15 protein-coding genes are annotated in these 16,660 nt (G+C 67.1%); 12 read left to right on the top strand and 3 right to left on the bottom strand.

Annotation, left to right across the window (positions count from 1 at the left end):
- The first annotated feature begins 5 nt into the window (after positions 1–5).
- From E3O22_RS03225 to dnaE, 7 genes are all read left to right on the top strand, one after another.
- Positions 6–701 carry a YggS family pyridoxal phosphate-dependent enzyme gene (locus tag E3O22_RS03225; protein ID WP_134395435.1) on the top strand — a complete coding sequence of 232 codons (696 nt, stop codon included), beginning with the start codon at positions 6–8 and terminating at the stop codon, positions 699–701.
- A gap of 35 nt (positions 702–736) precedes the next feature.
- Positions 737–1,303 (top strand): cell division protein SepF, encoded by a 567-nt coding sequence (locus tag E3O22_RS03220; protein WP_134395434.1) that lies wholly within the window; start codon positions 737–739, stop codon positions 1,301–1,303.
- Positions 1,304–1,311: 8 nt separating this feature from the next.
- Positions 1,312–1,608: a YggT family protein gene (locus tag E3O22_RS03215; RefSeq protein WP_104099514.1), complete on the top strand. Its 297-nt coding sequence runs from the start codon at positions 1,312–1,314 to the stop codon at positions 1,606–1,608.
- A gap of 144 nt (positions 1,609–1,752) precedes the next feature.
- Positions 1,753–2,373 carry a DivIVA domain-containing protein gene (locus tag E3O22_RS03210; RefSeq protein WP_134395433.1) on the top strand — a complete coding sequence of 207 codons (621 nt, stop codon included), beginning with the start codon at positions 1,753–1,755 and terminating at the stop codon, positions 2,371–2,373.
- On the top strand, positions 2,363–2,920 hold the full coding sequence (gene lspA / locus E3O22_RS03205) for a signal peptidase II (RefSeq protein WP_241973256.1): 558 nt from the start codon (positions 2,363–2,365) through the stop codon (positions 2,918–2,920). The genes E3O22_RS03210 and lspA overlap by 11 nt, the downstream gene beginning before the upstream one ends.
- Before the next feature lie 8 nt (positions 2,921–2,928).
- The gene (locus E3O22_RS03200) at positions 2,929–3,849 is read left to right on the top strand and encodes an RluA family pseudouridine synthase (protein ID WP_134395432.1); all 921 of its coding nucleotides are present in this window, start codon (positions 2,929–2,931) and stop codon (positions 3,847–3,849) included.
- 107 nt (positions 3,850–3,956) lie between these two features.
- The gene (gene dnaE, locus E3O22_RS03195) at positions 3,957–7,424 is read left to right on the top strand and encodes a DNA polymerase III subunit alpha (protein ID WP_134395506.1); all 3,468 of its coding nucleotides are present in this window, start codon (positions 3,957–3,959) and stop codon (positions 7,422–7,424) included.
- Between the two features lie 231 nt (positions 7,425–7,655).
- Here dnaE and E3O22_RS03190 read toward each other — a convergent pair whose 3' ends face one another.
- Complete coding sequence (locus tag E3O22_RS03190; protein ID WP_134395431.1) at positions 7,656–10,055, bottom strand: excinuclease ABC subunit UvrA; 2,400 nt, start codon at positions 10,053–10,055, stop codon at positions 7,656–7,658.
- A 310-nt stretch (positions 10,056–10,365) separates the two neighbouring features.
- Here E3O22_RS03190 and E3O22_RS03185 point away from each other — a divergent pair, with 310 nt between their 5' ends.
- On the top strand, positions 10,366–11,148 hold the full coding sequence (locus tag E3O22_RS03185) for a 1-acyl-sn-glycerol-3-phosphate acyltransferase (RefSeq protein ID WP_134397072.1): 783 nt from the start codon (positions 10,366–10,368) through the stop codon (positions 11,146–11,148).
- Here the strand turns inward: E3O22_RS03185 and E3O22_RS03180 are convergent.
- A complete protein-coding gene (locus E3O22_RS03180) occupies positions 11,145–11,687 on the bottom strand; it encodes a flavin reductase family protein (RefSeq protein WP_134396499.1) in 543 nt (180 codons plus the stop codon). The two genes, E3O22_RS03185 and E3O22_RS03180, sit on opposite strands and share 4 nt — an antisense overlap.
- 72 nt (positions 11,688–11,759) lie before the next feature.
- On the opposite strand from E3O22_RS03180, the gene hisD reads away from it, so the two are divergent.
- The 3 genes from hisD to E3O22_RS03165 are packed head-to-tail and all read left to right on the top strand — an operon-like array spanning position 11,760 to position 14,650.
- A complete protein-coding gene (gene hisD / locus E3O22_RS03175) occupies positions 11,760–13,073 on the top strand; it encodes a histidinol dehydrogenase (RefSeq protein WP_134396501.1) in 1,314 nt (437 codons plus the stop codon).
- Between the two features lie 12 nt (positions 13,074–13,085).
- Positions 13,086–13,604 carry a transcriptional regulator NrdR gene (gene nrdR / locus E3O22_RS03170; RefSeq protein WP_134396503.1) on the top strand — a complete coding sequence of 173 codons (519 nt, stop codon included), beginning with the start codon at positions 13,086–13,088 and terminating at the stop codon, positions 13,602–13,604.
- An 8-nt stretch (positions 13,605–13,612) separates the two neighbouring features.
- On the top strand, positions 13,613–14,650 hold the full coding sequence (locus E3O22_RS03165) for a quinone-dependent dihydroorotate dehydrogenase (RefSeq protein WP_134396505.1): 1,038 nt from the start codon (positions 13,613–13,615) through the stop codon (positions 14,648–14,650).
- Between the two features lie 42 nt (positions 14,651–14,692).
- Here the strand turns inward: E3O22_RS03165 and E3O22_RS03160 are convergent, their stop codons facing one another.
- The gene (locus tag E3O22_RS03160) at positions 14,693–15,721 is read right to left on the bottom strand and encodes an App1 family protein (RefSeq protein ID WP_241976494.1); all 1,029 of its coding nucleotides are present in this window, start codon (positions 15,719–15,721) and stop codon (positions 14,693–14,695) included.
- A gap of 204 nt (positions 15,722–15,925) precedes the next feature.
- Between E3O22_RS03160 and E3O22_RS03155 the strand changes: the two genes are divergently transcribed.
- Positions 15,926–16,579: a TetR/AcrR family transcriptional regulator gene (locus tag E3O22_RS03155; RefSeq protein WP_241973428.1), complete on the top strand. Its 654-nt coding sequence runs from the start codon at positions 15,926–15,928 to the stop codon at positions 16,577–16,579.
- The last annotated feature ends 81 nt before the right edge of the window (positions 16,580–16,660 follow it).

Raw genomic sequence — 16,660 nt, 5'->3', positions numbered from 1 at the left:
GCCAGATGAGTGACTCGGTCAGGCCCGGGGCCGGTGGCCTCGCGGAACGATTGACCGCCGTTCAGGGTGGGATCGTCGCCGCGGCTGCCGCCGCCGGGCGCGACCCGGCGGAGCTCACGACCATCGTCGTGACCAAGTTCCAGCCCGTCTCGCTGCTCCAGGAACTCGCCGCCCTCGGCGTGCGCAACTTCGGGGAAAGCCGCCACCAGGAAGCCCAGGCCAAGGCCGCCGATCTCCTCCACCTCGACCTCACCTGGCATTTCGTGGGCCAGGTGCAGGGGAAGAAGGCCCGGCAGGTGCGGGCCTACGCCGACGTCATCCACTCCGTGGATCGAGCATCGCTTGTCGATGCATTGGCGTCGGAGGATTCGGTCGTCGACTGCTTCGTGCAGGTGAACCTCACGGTTGACCCGTCTCGCGGCGGAGTCGCTCCGGGGGAGCTGCCCAAACTCGTCGAACACGTGCTCTCCACGGCCGGACTCCGGCTGATCGGGCTGATGGCGGTGGCCCCGCTCGGTGCAGAACCGCGCCCATCCTTCGCCCGGGTTCGCGAACTGGGTGAGCAGATTCAGCAGATCGCGCCGAACGCGAAATCCTTGTCCATGGGCATGTCCCAGGACTATGCGGAGGCGATCATCGAAGGGGCGACACACCTTCGAATTGGCACAGCAATCACCGGGAAACGCCCGGTATCCGGTTAATCTGGACAAGAAGAATCACCAACACGGAGGTCGAGATGTCCAACCCGCTCAAGAAAACCATGGTTTACCTGGGTCTGGCAGACGAGGAACTCGAGTACGAGGCGCCCGCTACTGCGCCCGCATCGACGGCCACTCACTCGACGGCGACCGGTGCTGCGGCATCAAAGTCCGCTGCTCCGCACTCCACCCCCAATTCCTCGCACGCCGCGTCGACCGCGTCGTCGTCACACACCGCCGGCGCATCCGCCTCGGCCGGTCGCGCATCGGTGACACCGCTGCGCAAGACCTCCGCTCCGAAGAATGTGGCTGCCTCAGACATGAATGAAATCCTCACCGTCCACCCGCGCCAGTATAAGGACGCTCAGGTGATCGCGGAGTCCTTCCGCGATGGAATCCCGGTCATCATCAACCTGTCTCAGATGAGCGACGCCGATGCGCGCCGCCTCATCGACTTTGCCAGCGGACTGTCCCAGGGGCTGTACGGGAAGATCGAGCGCGTCACGGCGAAGGTCTTCCTGCTCTCCCCGTCCCACGTTGTCGTGTCCGGCGACAATGCCGCGGAGGACTCCGATGCCGAGGCGTCCTTCTTCGCGCAGTCGTAGTTACCGCCGTGTTTGCCGTCAGCCTGATCGGTGCGATCGCCTACTACGCCCTCCTGCTCTACTTCTTCGTGATGTGGGGTCGGTTCATCATCGACCTCGTACGCAGTGTCAACCGGTCCTGGCGGCCGCAAGGCCCCCTGCTCGTCGTGATCGAGTTGGCCTATTCCCTGACCGACCCGCCGATCAAGTTCTTCCGCCGGCTCCTGCCGCCGCTTCGGGTCGGCCCGATCGCCTTCGACTTCGGCTGGAGCATCACCATGCTCTGCGTCATCGTCGGCATGTCGATCACCGGGCTCATGCGCTGACCGCTACCTCGCGCCCCGGACTGGGCATGTATTCTGGTCCGACGGCGTGCCGGGCTGACGCGGTCCGACTACGCGTCGGACCTTGATAGCGTTGGTTGAACGCAAACACAATGTTCGCAACTCGAGTTTTAAGGGTGGAAAGCCATGGCGCTAACTCCGGAAGATGTAGTCAACAAGCGGTTCCAGTCGACTAAGTTCCGCGAAGGATACGATCAGGACGAGGTCGATGACTTCCTCGACGAGGTCGTCGTTGAACTTCGCCGACTGACTGCAGAGAACGAGGAGCTCAAGGCTCGCGTCAGCTCTGGCGGCGCAGCGGAGCCTGCTGCCGCAGCCGAGGTCGCACCGGCGCCCGAGGCCGTCGCGGAGCCCGTCGTGGCTCCCGCTGTCGTGGCCTCACCGGTTGTCGCCGGGCCCATCGACGAGACCGCCGGCACGACCAACCTCCTCCAGCTGGCTCGTCGCCTACACGAGGAGCATGTCAAGGAGGGTGCCGAGAAGCGCGACGCACTCATCGCCGAAGGCCACGCCACCGCAGCCCGTCTCGTTGCCGAGGCCGAAGCTAAGCAGCGCGCGCAACTCAGCATTCTCGACCAGGAGCGCTCCGTCCTCGAGACCAAGATCGACGATCTGCGCACGTTCGAGCGCGAGTACCGCCAGAAGCTGAAGAGCTACATCGAGACCCAGCTGCGCGACCTCGACGCCACGTCGCCGGTCGAGTCGAGCAACGCCTCGAAGTCGAGCTTCCAGAGCTTTGGCGCCTAAGGTTCGAACGAAGAAGCGCCCCGGTGCGTTGATCCTCCTGGCCGTCGTGGCCCTGGGAATTTACGCTCTGGATCAGATCAGTAAGTACCTCATCGTCAGCAGACTGACCGAGGGTGACATCGTCCGGGTTCTGGGAGACGTGCTGCAAATGCACTTCGTCCGGAACCCGGGCGCTGCCTTTTCCCTGGCAGCCGGCATGACGTGGATCTTCTCGATCATCGCCGTGGCCGTGGTGATCCTCATGGTCTGGTTCGCCGGGCGCATCCGCTCTTTGGCCTGGTCTGTCGTCTTCGGGCTCCTGCTCGGCGGCGTGCTCGGCAACCTGACCGACCGGCTGCTGAGGGAGCCGTCCTTCGGCCTCGGTCACGTGATCGATTTCATCTCCACGCCCTGGCTTATCCCCGCCATCTACAACGTGGCGGATATGGCGATCGTGTCGAGCATGATCATCTTCATGTACCTGACCATTCGCGGAATCGGCCTCGACGGTCGCCGCACCGACGCCTCGGACCCGTCCGAATCCACCCCCACCCAGATAGCATCCTGATTCTCGCCATGGAAACACGCTCCCTTCCTCTCCCGGACGGACTCGCCGGAGTCCGCGTCGACGCCGGCATCGCCAAGCTCCTCGGCTTCTCACGCAGCTTCGCGGCCGAAGTCTGCGAGGCCGGCGGAGTCACGTTGGACGGGGTCGTGGCCGGTAAATCCGACCGGTTGCACAATGGAGCGTGGCTGGAGGTGTCCTGGCAGCCCAAGGAGGCCCTGGCGATCGTGCCCATCCCGGTGCCGGATCTCACGATCGTGCACGACGACGAGAGCATCGTGGTCATCAACAAGCCGTCCGGGGTGGCCGCGCATCCGAGTGTGGGCTGGACCGGTCCCACCGTGGTCGGCGCGCTCTCCGCGGCCGGCTACCGCATCGCCACCTCCGGGGCCAGCGAGCGGGCCGGGATCGTGCACCGCCTCGACGTGGGTACCAGCGGTCTGATGGTCGTCGCCAAGTCGGAGACCGCGTATACGGCTCTCAAGCGCGCCTTCCACGACCGCGAGGTCGAGAAGATCTACCACTCCGTCGTTCAGGGCCACCCCGATCCGAGCACCGGCACGATCGACGCGCCGATCGGGCGCCACCCTCGGTCGGACTGGAAGTTCGCGGTCATCGCCGGCGGCAAGGATTCCGTTACGCACTACGAGACGCTCGAGGCCTTCCCCTCGGCGTCACTGGTGGAGGTGCACCTGGAGACGGGGCGCACACATCAGATCCGGGTGCACATGGCCGCCCAGCGACATCCGTGCGTGGGTGACGCCATGTACGGCGCGGATCCCTCGATCACGGCGCGCCTCGGTCTGACCCGCCAGTGGCTGCACGCCAAGCAGCTGGCGTTCCACCACCCGGACACTCGGGAGTGGGTCACCTTCACCACCGACTACCCGGCCGACCTCGCGCACGCCCTCGACGTGCTGCGCGACGCCTGACGCGTAGCGCCCAATTCCAACACCTCGGAGCCGTTTTGTCCTCTCAGAATAAGTCGGGTGGATCGACAGATTCCTTCGTGCACCTGCACGTGCATAGCGAGTACTCGATGCTCGACGGCGCGGCGCGGGTCAAACCGCTGATCAACGCGGCGATCGAGCAGGGGATGCCGGCGGTCGCCATCACCGACCACGGCAACGTGTTCGGTGCGTTCGATTTCTGGCGAACCGCGACCGAGGCCGGCATCAAGCCGATCATCGGCACCGAGGCGTACATCACCCCCGGAACCAACCGGCGGGACAAGACCCGGGTGCGCTGGGGAACCAGCGGTCAGAACCGTGACGACGTCGGTGGCGCCGGTTCGTACACGCACATGACGCTGCTCTCGGAGACCACGGCCGGAATGCACAACCTGTTCCGGCTGTCGTCCAAGGCCAGCCTGGAGGGGTACTACTTCAAGCCCCGGATGGACCGGGAACTGCTCGCCGAGTTCTCGGACGGGCTGATCGGCACGACCGGGTGCGTGGGCGGCGAAGTGCAGACCCGCCTGCGCCTCGGCCAGTACGACGAGGCGAAGAAGGCGGCCGGGGAATTCCAGGACATCTTCGGCAAGGAGAACTTCTTCTGCGAGATCATGGACCACGGCATCGACATCGAGCGCCGCACCATGACCGACCTGCTCAAACTCGCCGGCGAACTCAAACTGCCGCTCGTGGCCAGCAACGACCTGCACTACACCCACGCCCACGACGCGACCGCCCATGCGGCCCTGCTCTGCGTGCAGTCGGCCTCGACCCTCGACGACCCGAACCGCTTCAAGTTCGACTCGAACGAGTTCTACCTGAAGACCGCCGCGCAAATGCGGCATCTCTTCCGCGACCACCCGGAATCCTGCGACAACACGCTGCTGATCGCCGAACGCTGCCAGGTGGAGTTCAACACCAAGGCCAACTACATGCCCCGGTTCCCCTGCCCGGAGGGGGAGAACGAGGAGAGCTGGTTCGTCAAGGAGAACGAGATCGGGCTGGCCAAGCGCTACCCGAACGGCATCCCGGACGAGGTGCGCAAACGAGCCGACTACGAGATCGGCATCATCATCCAGATGGGCTTCCCCGGGTACTTCCTCGTCGTGGCCGACTTCATCATGTGGGCCAGACAGCAGGGCATCCGGGTAGGTCCCGGCCGCGGGTCGGGCGCCGGTTCGATGGTCGCCTACGCCATGGGCATCACCGACCTGGACCCGCTCGTGCACGGGCTGATCTTCGAACGGTTCCTGAACCCTGACCGCGTCTCCATGCCCGACTTCGACGTGGACTTCGACGAGCGCCGTCGCGGCGAGGTCATCCACTACGTGACCGAGAAGTACGGCGAGGAGCGCGTCGCCCAGATTGTCACCTACGGCACGATCAAGGCCAAGCAGGCCCTCAAGGATGCGTCCCGGGTGCTCGGCTTCCCCTTCGGCATGGGGGACAAGCTCACCAAGGCCATGCCGCCGGCGATCATGGGCAAGGACGTGCCCCTGACCGGCATGTTCGACAAGGACCACGCGCGCTACCGCGAGGCCGCCGATTTCCGCGCCGTGATCGAGTCCGACCCCGAGGCCCGGACCGTCTTCGACACCGCCCTCGGCCTGGAGAATCTCAAGCGTCAGTGGGGCGTGCACGCCGCCGGGGTGATCATGAGCTCCGACCCGCTGATCGACATCATCCCGATCATGAAGCGTGAAGCGGATGGCCAGGTCGTCACCCAATTCGACTACCCGGCCTCCGAGGCCCTCGGCCTGATCAAGATGGACTTCCTGGGGCTGCGTAACCTCACCATCATCGACGACACCCTCGACAACATCGCCGTGAACCGTGGACACCGGCCCGTGCTCGAAGAAATGGGCCTGGAAGACCCGGCCGCCTACGAGCTGCTCGCCCGCGGTGACACGCTCGGGGTGTTCCAGCTCGACGGCGGGCCCATGCGGTCGCTGCTACGCCTGATGAAGCCCGACAACTTCGAAGACATCTCGGCCGTCATCGCCCTGTACCGGCCCGGCCCCATGGGTGCCAACTCGCACACCAACTATGCGCTGCGGAAGACCGGCCAGCAGGAGATCATCCCGATCCACCCGGAGCTCGAGGAGGCGCTGGCCGACGTCATCGGCACCACCTACGGCCTGATCGTGTATCAGGAGCAGGTCATGTCGATCGCGCAGAAGCTGGCCGGGTTCTCCCTGGGCCAGGCCGACCTGCTGCGCCGCGCGATGGGCAAGAAGAAGAAGTCGGAGCTGGACAAGCAGTTCGAGGGCTTCTCCGGCGGCATGGTCGCCAACGGCTACTCCATGGAGGCGGTGAAGACCGTCTGGGACATCCTGCTCCCGTTTTCCGACTACGCCTTCAACAAGGCGCACTCGGCCGCCTACGGGGTGCTCTCGTACTGGACCGCGTACCTCAAGGCGAAGTACCCGGCGGAGTACATGGCCGCGCTGCTGACCAGCGTCGGCGACTCCCGCGACAAGCTCGCGCTGTACCTGAACGAGTGCCGCCGGATGGGCATCCAGGTTCTACCGCCCGACGTGAATGAATCGATCGGGTACTTCGCGGCCGTGGGCACGGACATCCGTTTCGGGCTCGGCGCGGTGCGCAACGTGGGATTCAACGTGGTCGACGCGATCCGCGCCGCACGCACCGAGAAGGGCGCGTTTGAGTCGTTCCACGACTTCCTGCGCAAGGTGCCGATCCCGGTGGCGAACAAGCGCACGGTCGAGTCTTTGATCAAGGCCGGCGCATTCGACTCGCTCGGCGCGACCCGCCGGGCCATGTTCGAGATCCACGAAGCCGCGGTCGAATCCGCTGTCAAGATCAAGCGCGACGAGCAACACGGCATGGTCGGCTTCGACTTCGACAGCCTCTTCGACGACCCGCAAGAGAGCGAGCAGGTTCCCGATCGTCCCGAATGGAGTAAGAAGGAGAAGCTCGCGCTCGAACGCGACATGCTCGGGCTCTACGTCTCCGACCATCCGCTGGCCGGGCTCGAGCTCCCGCTGGCCAAGCACGCCAGCACGACCATCGTGGACCTGGTGGGATCGGAGCAGACGCAGGATGCCGACACCGTCACCATCGCCGGGCTGATCACCAGCGTGCAGCACCGGATCGCGAAGAAGTCGGGCAACCAATACGGCATCATCCAGGTCGAGGATTTCGGTGGGGAGATCGCCGTGATGTTCATGGGCAAGGCCTATCAGGAGTTCTCGTCCGACCTGGTCAGCGACTCGGTCGTGGTCGTGCGGGGCCGGGTGAGCCTGCGCGACGACGGCATGAATCTGCACGCGTACAGCATTTTCGCGCCCGAGCTCGGCTTGGCCTCGGAAACCGGCACGCTGACGGTCACGCTGGCGGAATCCCGGGCCACAACCGACACCGTGACGGCGCTGGGTGAAGTCATCACCCGCCACATCGGCAGCTCCGAGGTGCGGATCAAGCTGGTGAAGGGCCACACGGCCCGAGTGTTCGAGCTGCCCCATCATGTGAAGATCAGCGCCGACCTGTTCGGGGAGCTCAAGAGCCTGCTCGGGCCGAACTGCCTGACCTAAGAGAACGAGTCCGAGCCGACCGCTGGTGTCGCCCTCGGCAAGTCAGAGCTGACGGCACCTCGTGGAAGCTGATCCTCACCGGTGACGCGAAGTGCCCGGTGTCGAACCAATTCGACGGAGATTCTCGTGTGAAACCGCTTTCTCGGGGTGGAATGGGGCCGATTCGGCCAGAATCTCCGTCGAATTCGTTCGGGACAGACCTGACTGGCAGCGCCGTGAAGTGCGCTGCCGTCAGGCTCTGCCGACGTAGGCCGCGAGGTGCTGGCCGGTGAGGGTGGAGCGGTCGGCGACCAGGTCGGCCGGTGAGCCCTCGAAGACGATCCGGCCGCCGTCGTGACCGGCGCCGGGTCCGAGGTCGATGATCCAGTCGGCATGAGCCATCACGGCCTGGAGATGCTCGACGACGATGACCGACTTGCCGGAGTCCACGATTCGGTCGAGCAGGCCGAGCAACTGCTCGACGTCGGCGAGGTGGAGTCCGGTGGTCGGCTCGTCGAGCACGTAGACGCCGCCCTGCTCAGCCAGGTGGGTGGCCAGCTTGAGCCGCTGGCGCTCGCCCCCCGAGAGCGTCGTGAGCGGCTGGCCGAGGCTGAGATAGCCGAGCCCAACGTCGGTAAGCCCGCCCAGGATGGCGTGGGCGGCCGGCGTGCGCGCCGCTCCGGCGCCGAAGAACTCCCGGGCCGCCGTCACCGACATCGCGAGCACCTCACTGATATCGCGGCCGCCGAGGCGGTACTCCAAAACGGATGCCTCGAACCGCTTCCCCGCGCAGACCTCGCAGGTGGTGGCGACGCCCGCCATCATGGCCAGGTCGGTGTAGACGACGCCGGCACCGTTGCAGTTGGGGCAGGCACCCTCGGAGTTGGAGCTGAACAGCGCGGGCTTCACGCCGTTGGCCTTCGCGAAGGCCTTTCGGATCGGGTCGAGCATTCCCGTGTACGTCGCCGGATTGCTTCTGCGGGAACCGCGGATGCTGCCCTGATCGATGGACACCACGCCCGCGCCGGTGGGGATCGACCCGTGCACGAGCGAGCTCTTTCCGGAGCCCGCGACCCCCGTCAGCACGACGAGCACGCCGAGCGGGATATCCACGTCCACATCCTTCAGGTTGTTCTTTGTCGCGCCGCGAATCTCCAGCGTGCCCGTGGGGGTGCGCACTGCGGGCTTGAGTGCTGCGCGATAGTCGAAGTGGCGGCCAGTAAGGGTGCCGCTGGTGCGGAGACCCTCCACGGTGCCCTCGAAGCAGACGGTGCCGCCCGCCGCGCCGGCGCCGGGTCCGAGATCGACGACGTGGTCGGCGATCACGATCGTCTCCGGCTTATGCTCCACGACGAGCACCGTGTTGCCCTTGTCCCGCAGCTGCAGCAGCAGTGTGTTCATGCGCTCGATGTCATGGGGATGCAGCCCGATGGTGGGCTCGTCGAAGACGTAGGTGACGTCGGTGAGTGAGGAGCCCAGGTGCCGGATCATCTTGGTGCGCTGGGCCTCCCCGCCCGACAAAGTTCCGGCCGGCCGGTCGAGCGACAGGTAACCCAACCCGATCTCCACGAACGAGTCGAGGATCTGGCGCAACGCCTGCGTGAGCGGGGCCACCGATGGCTCGCTCTGGCCGCGAACCCACCCGGCCAGGTCGCTGATCTGCCAGGCACAGGCGTCGGCGATGCTCACTCCGGAGATCTTCGACGAGCGAGCCGCCTCGCTGAGTCGGGAGCCGCCGCACTCGGGGCAGGTGGCGAACGTGACCGCACGCTCCACGAACGCGCGGATATGCGGCTGCAAAGCGGAGACATCCTTGGACAGGAACGACTTCTGAATCTGCGGGATGAGGCCCTGATACGTCAGGTTGATCCCGTCGACCTTGATCTTGGTCGGCTCCTTGTAGAGCAGGTCGTCCAGTTCCTTCGTGCTGTACCGATGAATTGGCTTGTCCGGGTCGAACCAGCCGCAGCCGCGGAAGATGCGGCCGTACCAGCCGTCCATCGTGTAGCCAGGGATCGTGAGCGCGCCCTCGTTGAGCGACTGGGAATCGTCGTATAGCGCCGAGCGATCGATGTCGTTGACGGTGCCCATGCCCTCGCAGCGCGGGCACATGCCGCCGGTGATGCTGAAGCTGCGCCGCTCCTTCACGGTCTTTCCGCCGCGCTCGAGCGTGACCGCCCCGGCCCCACTGATCGAGGCGACGTTGAACGAGAACGCCTGGGGCGATCCGATGTGGGGCTGACCGAGCCGGCTGAAGAGGATGCGCAGCAGCGCGTTGGCGTCGGTGGCGGTCCCGACCGTGGAACGGGAGTTGGCCCCCATTCGCTCCTGGTCGACGATGATGGCCGTGGTCAGACCATCCAGCACGTCCACCTCGGGGCGCGCCAGGGCCGGCATGAATCCCTGCACGAACGCACTGTAGGTCTCGTTGATCAACCGCTGCGACTCGGCGGCGATCGTGCCGAACACTAGTGAGCTCTTGCCCGAGCCGGAAACGCCGGTGAACACCGTCAGCCGCCGCTTCGGGATGTCGAGGCTGACGTCCCTGAGGTTGTTCACGCGCGCGCCCCGCACCCGGATCCGGTCGTGGCTGTCGGCCGCGGGCGGCGCGGGCATGGTCGTGCTCGCGGCGCTGCTCAGGTCAGTGCTCATCGTGTCTCCCTCTGGTGGCCGGGCCGCCCACGTGGTCTCGGTGGTCGTCGCCTGGTCGAGTCAACCAGCTTCAAGGCCGGTTGTTGCGGTTCCGCCGTGGATGATTCCAGTGTCAGTGCGGTCGAGGCCGTGTGCAAGCTCGATAACCGATGACACAGACGGGGTGGAAGTTTGCGGCGCAGGTATCCGGAGCCGGGCGAGCGTGAGAACGTGAGCCCACGTCCACGGGGTGCGCCGCGCGTGCGAGCCGGGTCCCGAACGGCTCGTGGGACGGACGCGGAAACCCGCACGCAGGTCGTAGCCTTGAGGTATGAGCACAGGCACTCGGGAACCTCTGTACACCACGGCGATTCTGGCCGGGCGGGCCGTGTTCGGCCTGCTGCGGCTGAAGCCATCCGTGACCGGTCTGAAGAATCTTCCGGACACCGGCGGGGCGGTGATGGCGATCACGCACTTCGGCTACATGGACTTCGCCCTGGTCGAGTGGATGCTGTGGCACAAGAACCGACGGCACATCCGTTTCATGGCCAAGAAGGGCGCGTTCGACCAGAAGCTCGTGGGCGTGTTGCTGCGCGGCATGCGTCATATCTCGGTCGACATGAAGGCAGGGGCGGAGGCTTACGGCCAAGCCGTGGCCGCGCTGCGGGCGGGCGAACTGCTCGGCGTGTTCCCGGAAGGCGGCGTGAACGCCTCCTTCACCGTGCGCGAGTTGAAGTCGGGTGCCATCCGGATGGCCGCCGAGGCCGGGGTCCCCGTGATCCCGATCGCGGTCTGGGGCGGGCACCGCGTGCTCACGAAGAACCACAAGCCGGCCCTGCGCGAGGTGTTCGACGTGCCCATCCACTTCGCCGTCGGCGAGCCGTTCACGGTCGCGGCGGGGGAGGGCACGCAGCCGATGACGTTGGCACTCCACGACACCCTGCAGGTTCTCGTCGACAACCTGCAGAAAGCCTATCCGGTGGACGGCGCCGGCCAGTGGTGGCAGCCGCGGCACCTGGGCGGCACCGCGCCCACGCCGGAGGAGGCCGCCGTGGCCGAGGCCGAGCGGCGCCGGCGGCGCGACGAGGCCGGCGCAGCCCCGTCACAAGGCTAGGCCGGGGCGCCGGGCACGCGGTAGGTGCGCTCGTAGTACAGCAGAGCCTCGTCGTTCTCGCCCATGCCGCCTTCCTCGATCTTCACGACCACGACGGCGCTGTTGTGCACCAGTGTGCGTTCGATGATTCGCCCGATCATCCACGAGGTGACGCCCTTCAGCACGGGCAGGCCGTGGGGTCCGGGCTGCCAGTGGTCGCCGACGAAGCGCTGGTTCGCAGGGCCCGACATCACCTCGGCGACGGCACGATTGTGCGCCCCGAGGATGTGGATGACGACCCGGTCGCTCTCGGCGATCGCCGGCCAGGTGCTGGCTGACCGGGCCATGTTGAATGTGGCCAGCGGCGGAACCGACGACAGCGACGCCAGCGAGGTGGCCGTGAATCCCACCGGGGCGCCGTCCGGGCGCAGCGCGGTGATCACCGCGACACCGGCGGCGTGACGCCGGAAGGAATGTTTGAAGGCGGCCAGATCCAGCGGTGCATTGGGATCATCGGCCAGCGGTACGGTGGCGGGCTGGGGTACTTCGGTGTCGCTCATGTGACTGAATCAATCTCCTCGCCATTGAGCCTATTCCCGGTGGACGGGAGTTGATGGCTAGGCTGGAACGCGATGATCCAGACTATTGACCTCCGAGGGACCCGGCCCACTCCGGCGGAATTGCTTGCAGCCGTCCCGCGTGCGCTCACCGACGTGACCGCGGCCAGCGACGTCGCAGCCGAATTGATCGACGATGTGCGGGCCAGAGGCGAGGATGCCCTCCGCGACCAGGCGGAACGCCTCGACCGGGTGCGTCCGTCCCATGTGCGGGTTCCCGCGTCCCACGTCACCGAGGCCCTGGCCGGGCTCGACCCGACGGTGCGCACGGCCATCGAGGAGACCATCCGTCGCGTGCGCATCGCCAGCGCGGCCCAGGTGCCGCCGCAGGTGACCACCACGATCGCCGACGGCGCCACCATCACGCAGCGCTGGCAGCCGATCAACCGGGTCGGCCTGTACGTTCCCGGCGGCAAAGCCGTCTACCCCTCGAGCGTCGTGATGAACGTGGTTCCGGCCCAGATCGCCGGCGTCTCCTCGATCGCGCTGGCGTCGCCGCCGCAGAGCGACTTCGACGGACGCGTGCACCCCACCATCCTCGCCGTGGCGGGCCTGCTCGGCATCGACGAAATCTACGCCATGGGCGGGGCCGGCGCGGTCGGCGCCTTCGCCTACGGTGTTCCCGGGCTCGGCCTGGATCCGGTGCAGCTGGTCACCGGCCCCGGCAACGTCTATGTGGCCGCCGCCAAGCGGCTCGTGCGCGGAGTGACCGGCATCGACTCCGAGGCCGGCCCTACCGACATCCTGGTCATCGCGGATGCGTCCGCCGACCCCGGCGTCGTCGCGGCCGACCTGGTCAGCCAGGCCGAGCACGACGAGCTGGCCGCCGCCATGCTGGTCACCGATTCGGCCGAGCTCGCCGACGCCGTCGCACTGCACCTGGTCGACCTGATGCAGAGCACGACCCACAGCATCCGTGTCACCGCGTCCCTGAACGGGCGCCAGTCGGGGATCGTGCTCGTGGACGACCTCGACGCCGCGGCCGCGTTCAGCAACGCGTTCGGTCCCGAGCACCTCGAGATCCAGACGAGCGACCCGGATGCCGTGCTCGCGCTGATCGAGAACGCCGGCGCCATCTTCCTCGGCCCTCATTCGCCCGTGAGCCTCGGCGACTACGTGGCTGGCTCGAACCACGTGCTGCCGACGGGAGGCCAGGCCCGGTTCGCCTCCGGACTCGGCGCCTACACCTTCCTGCGCCCCCAGCAGGTCGTCACGTACAGCCGGGAGGCACTGCGCGAGGTCGCGGACCACATCGCGGCCCTGTCCGCGGCGGAGGCGCTGCCCGCGCACGGCGACGCCGTCACGGCCCGTTTCACGACGGCGCTGTAAGCTGAGCCCACGATGTTCTGCCCGTTCTGCCGCCACCCGGACTCCCGAGTCATCGACTCGCGCACGAGCGACGACGGACTTTCCATTCGTCGGCGTCGACAGTGCCCCGAATGCGGCCGGAGGTTCAGCACCACCGAGACCGCCAGCCTGAACATCGTCAAGCGCAGCGGGGTCGTCGAACCGTTCAGCCGCGACAAGATCGTGGTCGGCGTGCGCAAGGCCTGCCAAGGTCGTCCGGTAACGGATTCCGACCTGGCCATGCTTGCCCAGCGGGTGGAGGAGACCATCCGGCAGACCGGCGCGTCGCAGGTGAAGGCGAACGAGGTCGGCCTCGCGATCCTGCCGCCGCTGCGCGAACTTGATGAGGTGGCCTATCTCCGCTTCGCGAGTGTCTACCAGGCATTCGATTCGCTCGAGGATTTCGAGACCGCGATCGCCCGGCTGCGCACCGAACACGGATCCCGCACCGAACACGGCTCCCGCCCCGAGCAGGGCAGCGGCGCGGGCGCCGCACACCCGTCCGAGTCGTAGGCGGCACCGTGTACCCGCTGATCTTCTCGCTGTTCCTGACCCGCCTCGACCCCGAACGAGCCCATCACCTCGCCTTCACCGTGATCCGGGCGCTGCCCGCGTTCGGTGTCGGCCGGGTCGTGCACCGCTTAACGCGCCCGCGCACCGACCTCGGTGTCCAGACCCTGGGTCTGCGATTCCAGTCGCCGTTCGGTGTGGCCGCCGGCTTCGACAAAGACGGTGAAGCCGTGCTCGGGCTCGGCCAGCTCGGGTTCGGGCACGTGGAGGTCGGCACCATCACCGCCGTTCCCCAGCCCGGCAACCCGAAACCGCGCCTGTTTCGCTTGATCCCCGATCGCGCGGTCGTCAACCGGATGGGCTTCAACAACGCCGGTGCCCGCGCCGCCCGGGTGCGCCTCGCGCACGTTCGCTCCGCTGCCGGTCGCCCGGTCCTCGGCATCAACATCGGCAAGAGCCGCGTCACCGCGGTCGAGGACGCCACCGCCGACTACCTGGTCAGTGCCGCGCTGCTCGCGCCCCTGGCTGACTATCTCGTCGTGAACGTCAGCTCGCCCAACACGCCCGGGCTACGCGGACTGCAGGAACTCGACCAACTCGCCCCGCTGCTTCGGGCGGTCAAGACCGAGGCCGGCGCCACGCCCCTGCTGGTGAAAATCGCCCCCGACCTCGCCGATGATGAAGTGACCCGGATCGCCGAACTCGTGGTGGAGTTGGGTCTCGACGGCATCATCGCCACGAACACCACGATTGCCCGCGCCGGACTGAAAACGGATGCCGCAACCGTCGAGGCTGCCGGCGCCGGCGGTCTCTCCGGTGCCCCGCTCCAGGCGCGGTCCCTGGCCGTGCTGCGCGTGATCCGGGCCGCTGTGCCCCGGGAGCTGTGCGTGATCTCGGTCGGCGGTGTAGAGACCGCGAACGACGTGGCCGAGCGCCTCGCCGCGGGTGCGACGCTCGTTCAGGGCTACACCGGGTTCCTCTATCGAGGGCCGCTCTGGGCTCGCCAGATCAACCGTGGCCTCGACCGCATCCTCGCCGCAGAACTGTAGCCAACGGAGACAGGCCGCCGAGCCCAAAACACGCCGTCGCGCCTAGATCAGAGCGCTGTCCGCGAGCTGCCGGGCGAGGGCCGAGCCGTCCGGCCCGTACACCCAGCGGGGATCGCGGGGCGCGGGCGCGGCATCCTTCGCCCGGCGACCGGCCAGAACGGCCTGGCTGGGGGAGAGCTGGCGGATCGCGACGGCCTCGACATTGTCGGGGAAGTCTCGCTGGAACTCGCTGTAGATGGCCTCATCGTGCTGGCCGTCGTCGCCGAACAGAATCCAGCGGATCTCCGGGAATTCCTGGGCCAGACGGCGCAGGTTGGCCCGCTTGTGGTCCTGGCCGCTCCGGAACCAGCGGTCGTGGGTGGGACCCCAGTCAGTGAGCAGGAGAGCCCCCGACGGGTACAGGTTGCGGTTCAGGAACCGGGTCAGGGTCGGGGCGACGTTCCAGGCCCCGGTCGACAGGTAGATCATCGGGGCGCCCTCGTTGACCGCGGCGAGGCGGTCGAGGAGGACCGCCATGCCCGGCGTGGGAACTCGGGCGTGCTCGTCGAGCACGAAGGTGTTCCAGGCGGCGAGCAGCGGGCGGGGAAGGGTGGTCACCATGACCGTGTCATCGACGTCGGAGAGGATCCCGCGGCGTACCGTCGGGGCCACGATGAAGAGCGGGGCCTCGACCGGCGCTGCCGTGTCGTCGGTGTGCAGCCGGGCCATCTGCCAGCCCGGGGTGAGCGTGACCGGAATGACGGTGTCGACCACGCCCCCGCGGTCGGCCTGCACCCGGTGGGAGAAGCCGTTGATCTCGATGGTCACCGTCACGTCGTTGACCGGAACGCTGGTGAAGCTGTGCCAGCCGCGAATTCCGGCCTCGCGGCGGTCGGCGTGCCAGTGGCGGCGTGCCAGCTTGGAGCCTGGCTTGGCCGGTTTGGCCAGAAGCACCCGGCACAGGATGCGCACCCACTCGGTCGAGCCGTAGCCGGCATAGGGGATGACCGTGGGCAGGTAGCCGCGTTTGCGGGCGTGGCGTTCGCGCTTGAAGTGCAGCCAGTCCTCGATGCGGGCTGCGCGATGCATCATCTTCGCTGGCGTGCCCGTGGGCGGGATTCGCGGATATGTCGGCACGTCCCTAGTCTGGCATGCGCAGGACGCTACCCGGCATCGAAGTCGGGTCGCCCGGACATCCGAGGGATATTTCTGCCCAGTCGGGCGAGACACGCCGTCACGTCCCACCGCGGGGCACATTGCCGCCTAGTATTAGTGAATTACTCTCAAGGAGGACAAGTGTCACTCAGTGACCTTTTCGGTGGTGATCCTTTTGTGCCGGCCCAGCAGGCCCGCATCGAGCCGATCCAACAGCGCAGCACGGCACGACTGTCCGGTCTGCTCGACGCCGCCGCGGTCGTCGTGGACGAGGTCGGGTTCGACCGCATCACGACCGCCATGGTGGCCGAGCGCGCAGGCGCGTCGATCGGGACTGTGTACCGGTACTACCCCGATCGCGTCGCGGTGCTGCAGGCGCTGCGCGAGCGCGCGGTGCTGCGATTCCGGAGCCGAGTTGCGGAGCAGCTGAAGACGAACGCTCCCCAGGGCTGGTGGCAGGCCGTCGACGTGGCCATCACGGCCTTCGTCGACCTGTACCGCTCTGAGCCGGGGTTTCGCATCATGCATTTCGACGACCGGCAGGGTGTGCCTGTCGTCGAAGCCCCCGACGCGGGATACTTCGCCCGCCGGGTGGCCGGCATGCTGGTCGAGGAGTTCGGCCTCGAGGGCGGCGACGAACTGATCTTCCGGCTCGAGGTCGCCGTCGAGATGGGCGACTCGATCCTGTCGCGGGCGTTCCGCTCCGACCCGCAGGGCGATGAGCGGTTCATCGAAGAGTGCCGCGTGGTCACGCATGACTACCTCGCCGGATACTACGGGCCGAGCGTTCGCTAGGAATTCCGCGATCCGTTGGCTCGCGGGGCCGTGTGATGGTTGGGTGGTGTACCTGCCTCCCGCGTTGTGTCGACTTCGGTC

It is taken from the genome of Cryobacterium sp. TMT2-18-2 (assembly GCF_004402245.1).
Lineage (GTDB): Bacteria > Actinomycetota > Actinomycetes > Actinomycetales > Microbacteriaceae > Cryobacterium > Cryobacterium sandaracinum.
This window is presented reverse-complemented; position numbering and strand designations above follow the sequence as displayed.

Excerpts from the sequence above, each read along its gene's own strand:
- E3O22_RS03225 (WP_134395435.1), top strand. The coding sequence starts at position 6 with ATGAGTGACTCGGTCAGGCCCGGGGCCGGTGGCCTCGCGGAACGATTG.
- E3O22_RS03220 (WP_134395434.1), top strand. The coding sequence starts at position 737 with ATGTCCAACCCGCTCAAGAAAACCATGGTTTACCTGGGTCTGGCAGAC.
- E3O22_RS03210 (WP_134395433.1), top strand. The coding sequence starts at position 1,753 with ATGGCGCTAACTCCGGAAGATGTAGTCAACAAGCGGTTCCAGTCGACT.
- E3O22_RS03200 (WP_134395432.1), top strand. The coding sequence starts at position 2,929 with ATGGAAACACGCTCCCTTCCTCTCCCGGACGGACTCGCCGGAGTCCGC.
- dnaE (WP_134395506.1), top strand. The coding sequence starts at position 3,957 with ATGCTCGACGGCGCGGCGCGGGTCAAACCGCTGATCAACGCGGCGATC.
- E3O22_RS03190 (WP_134395431.1), bottom strand. The coding sequence starts at position 10,055 with ATGAGCACTGACCTGAGCAGCGCCGCGAGCACGACCATGCCCGCGCCG.
- E3O22_RS03185 (WP_134397072.1), top strand. The coding sequence starts at position 10,366 with ATGAGCACAGGCACTCGGGAACCTCTGTACACCACGGCGATTCTGGCC.
- E3O22_RS03180 (WP_134396499.1), bottom strand. The coding sequence starts at position 11,687 with ATGAGCGACACCGAAGTACCCCAGCCCGCCACCGTACCGCTGGCCGAT.
- hisD (WP_134396501.1), top strand. The coding sequence starts at position 11,760 with ATGATCCAGACTATTGACCTCCGAGGGACCCGGCCCACTCCGGCGGAA.
- nrdR (WP_134396503.1), top strand. The coding sequence starts at position 13,086 with ATGTTCTGCCCGTTCTGCCGCCACCCGGACTCCCGAGTCATCGACTCG.
- E3O22_RS03160 (WP_241976494.1), bottom strand. The coding sequence starts at position 15,721 with ATGATGCATCGCGCAGCCCGCATCGAGGACTGGCTGCACTTCAAGCGC.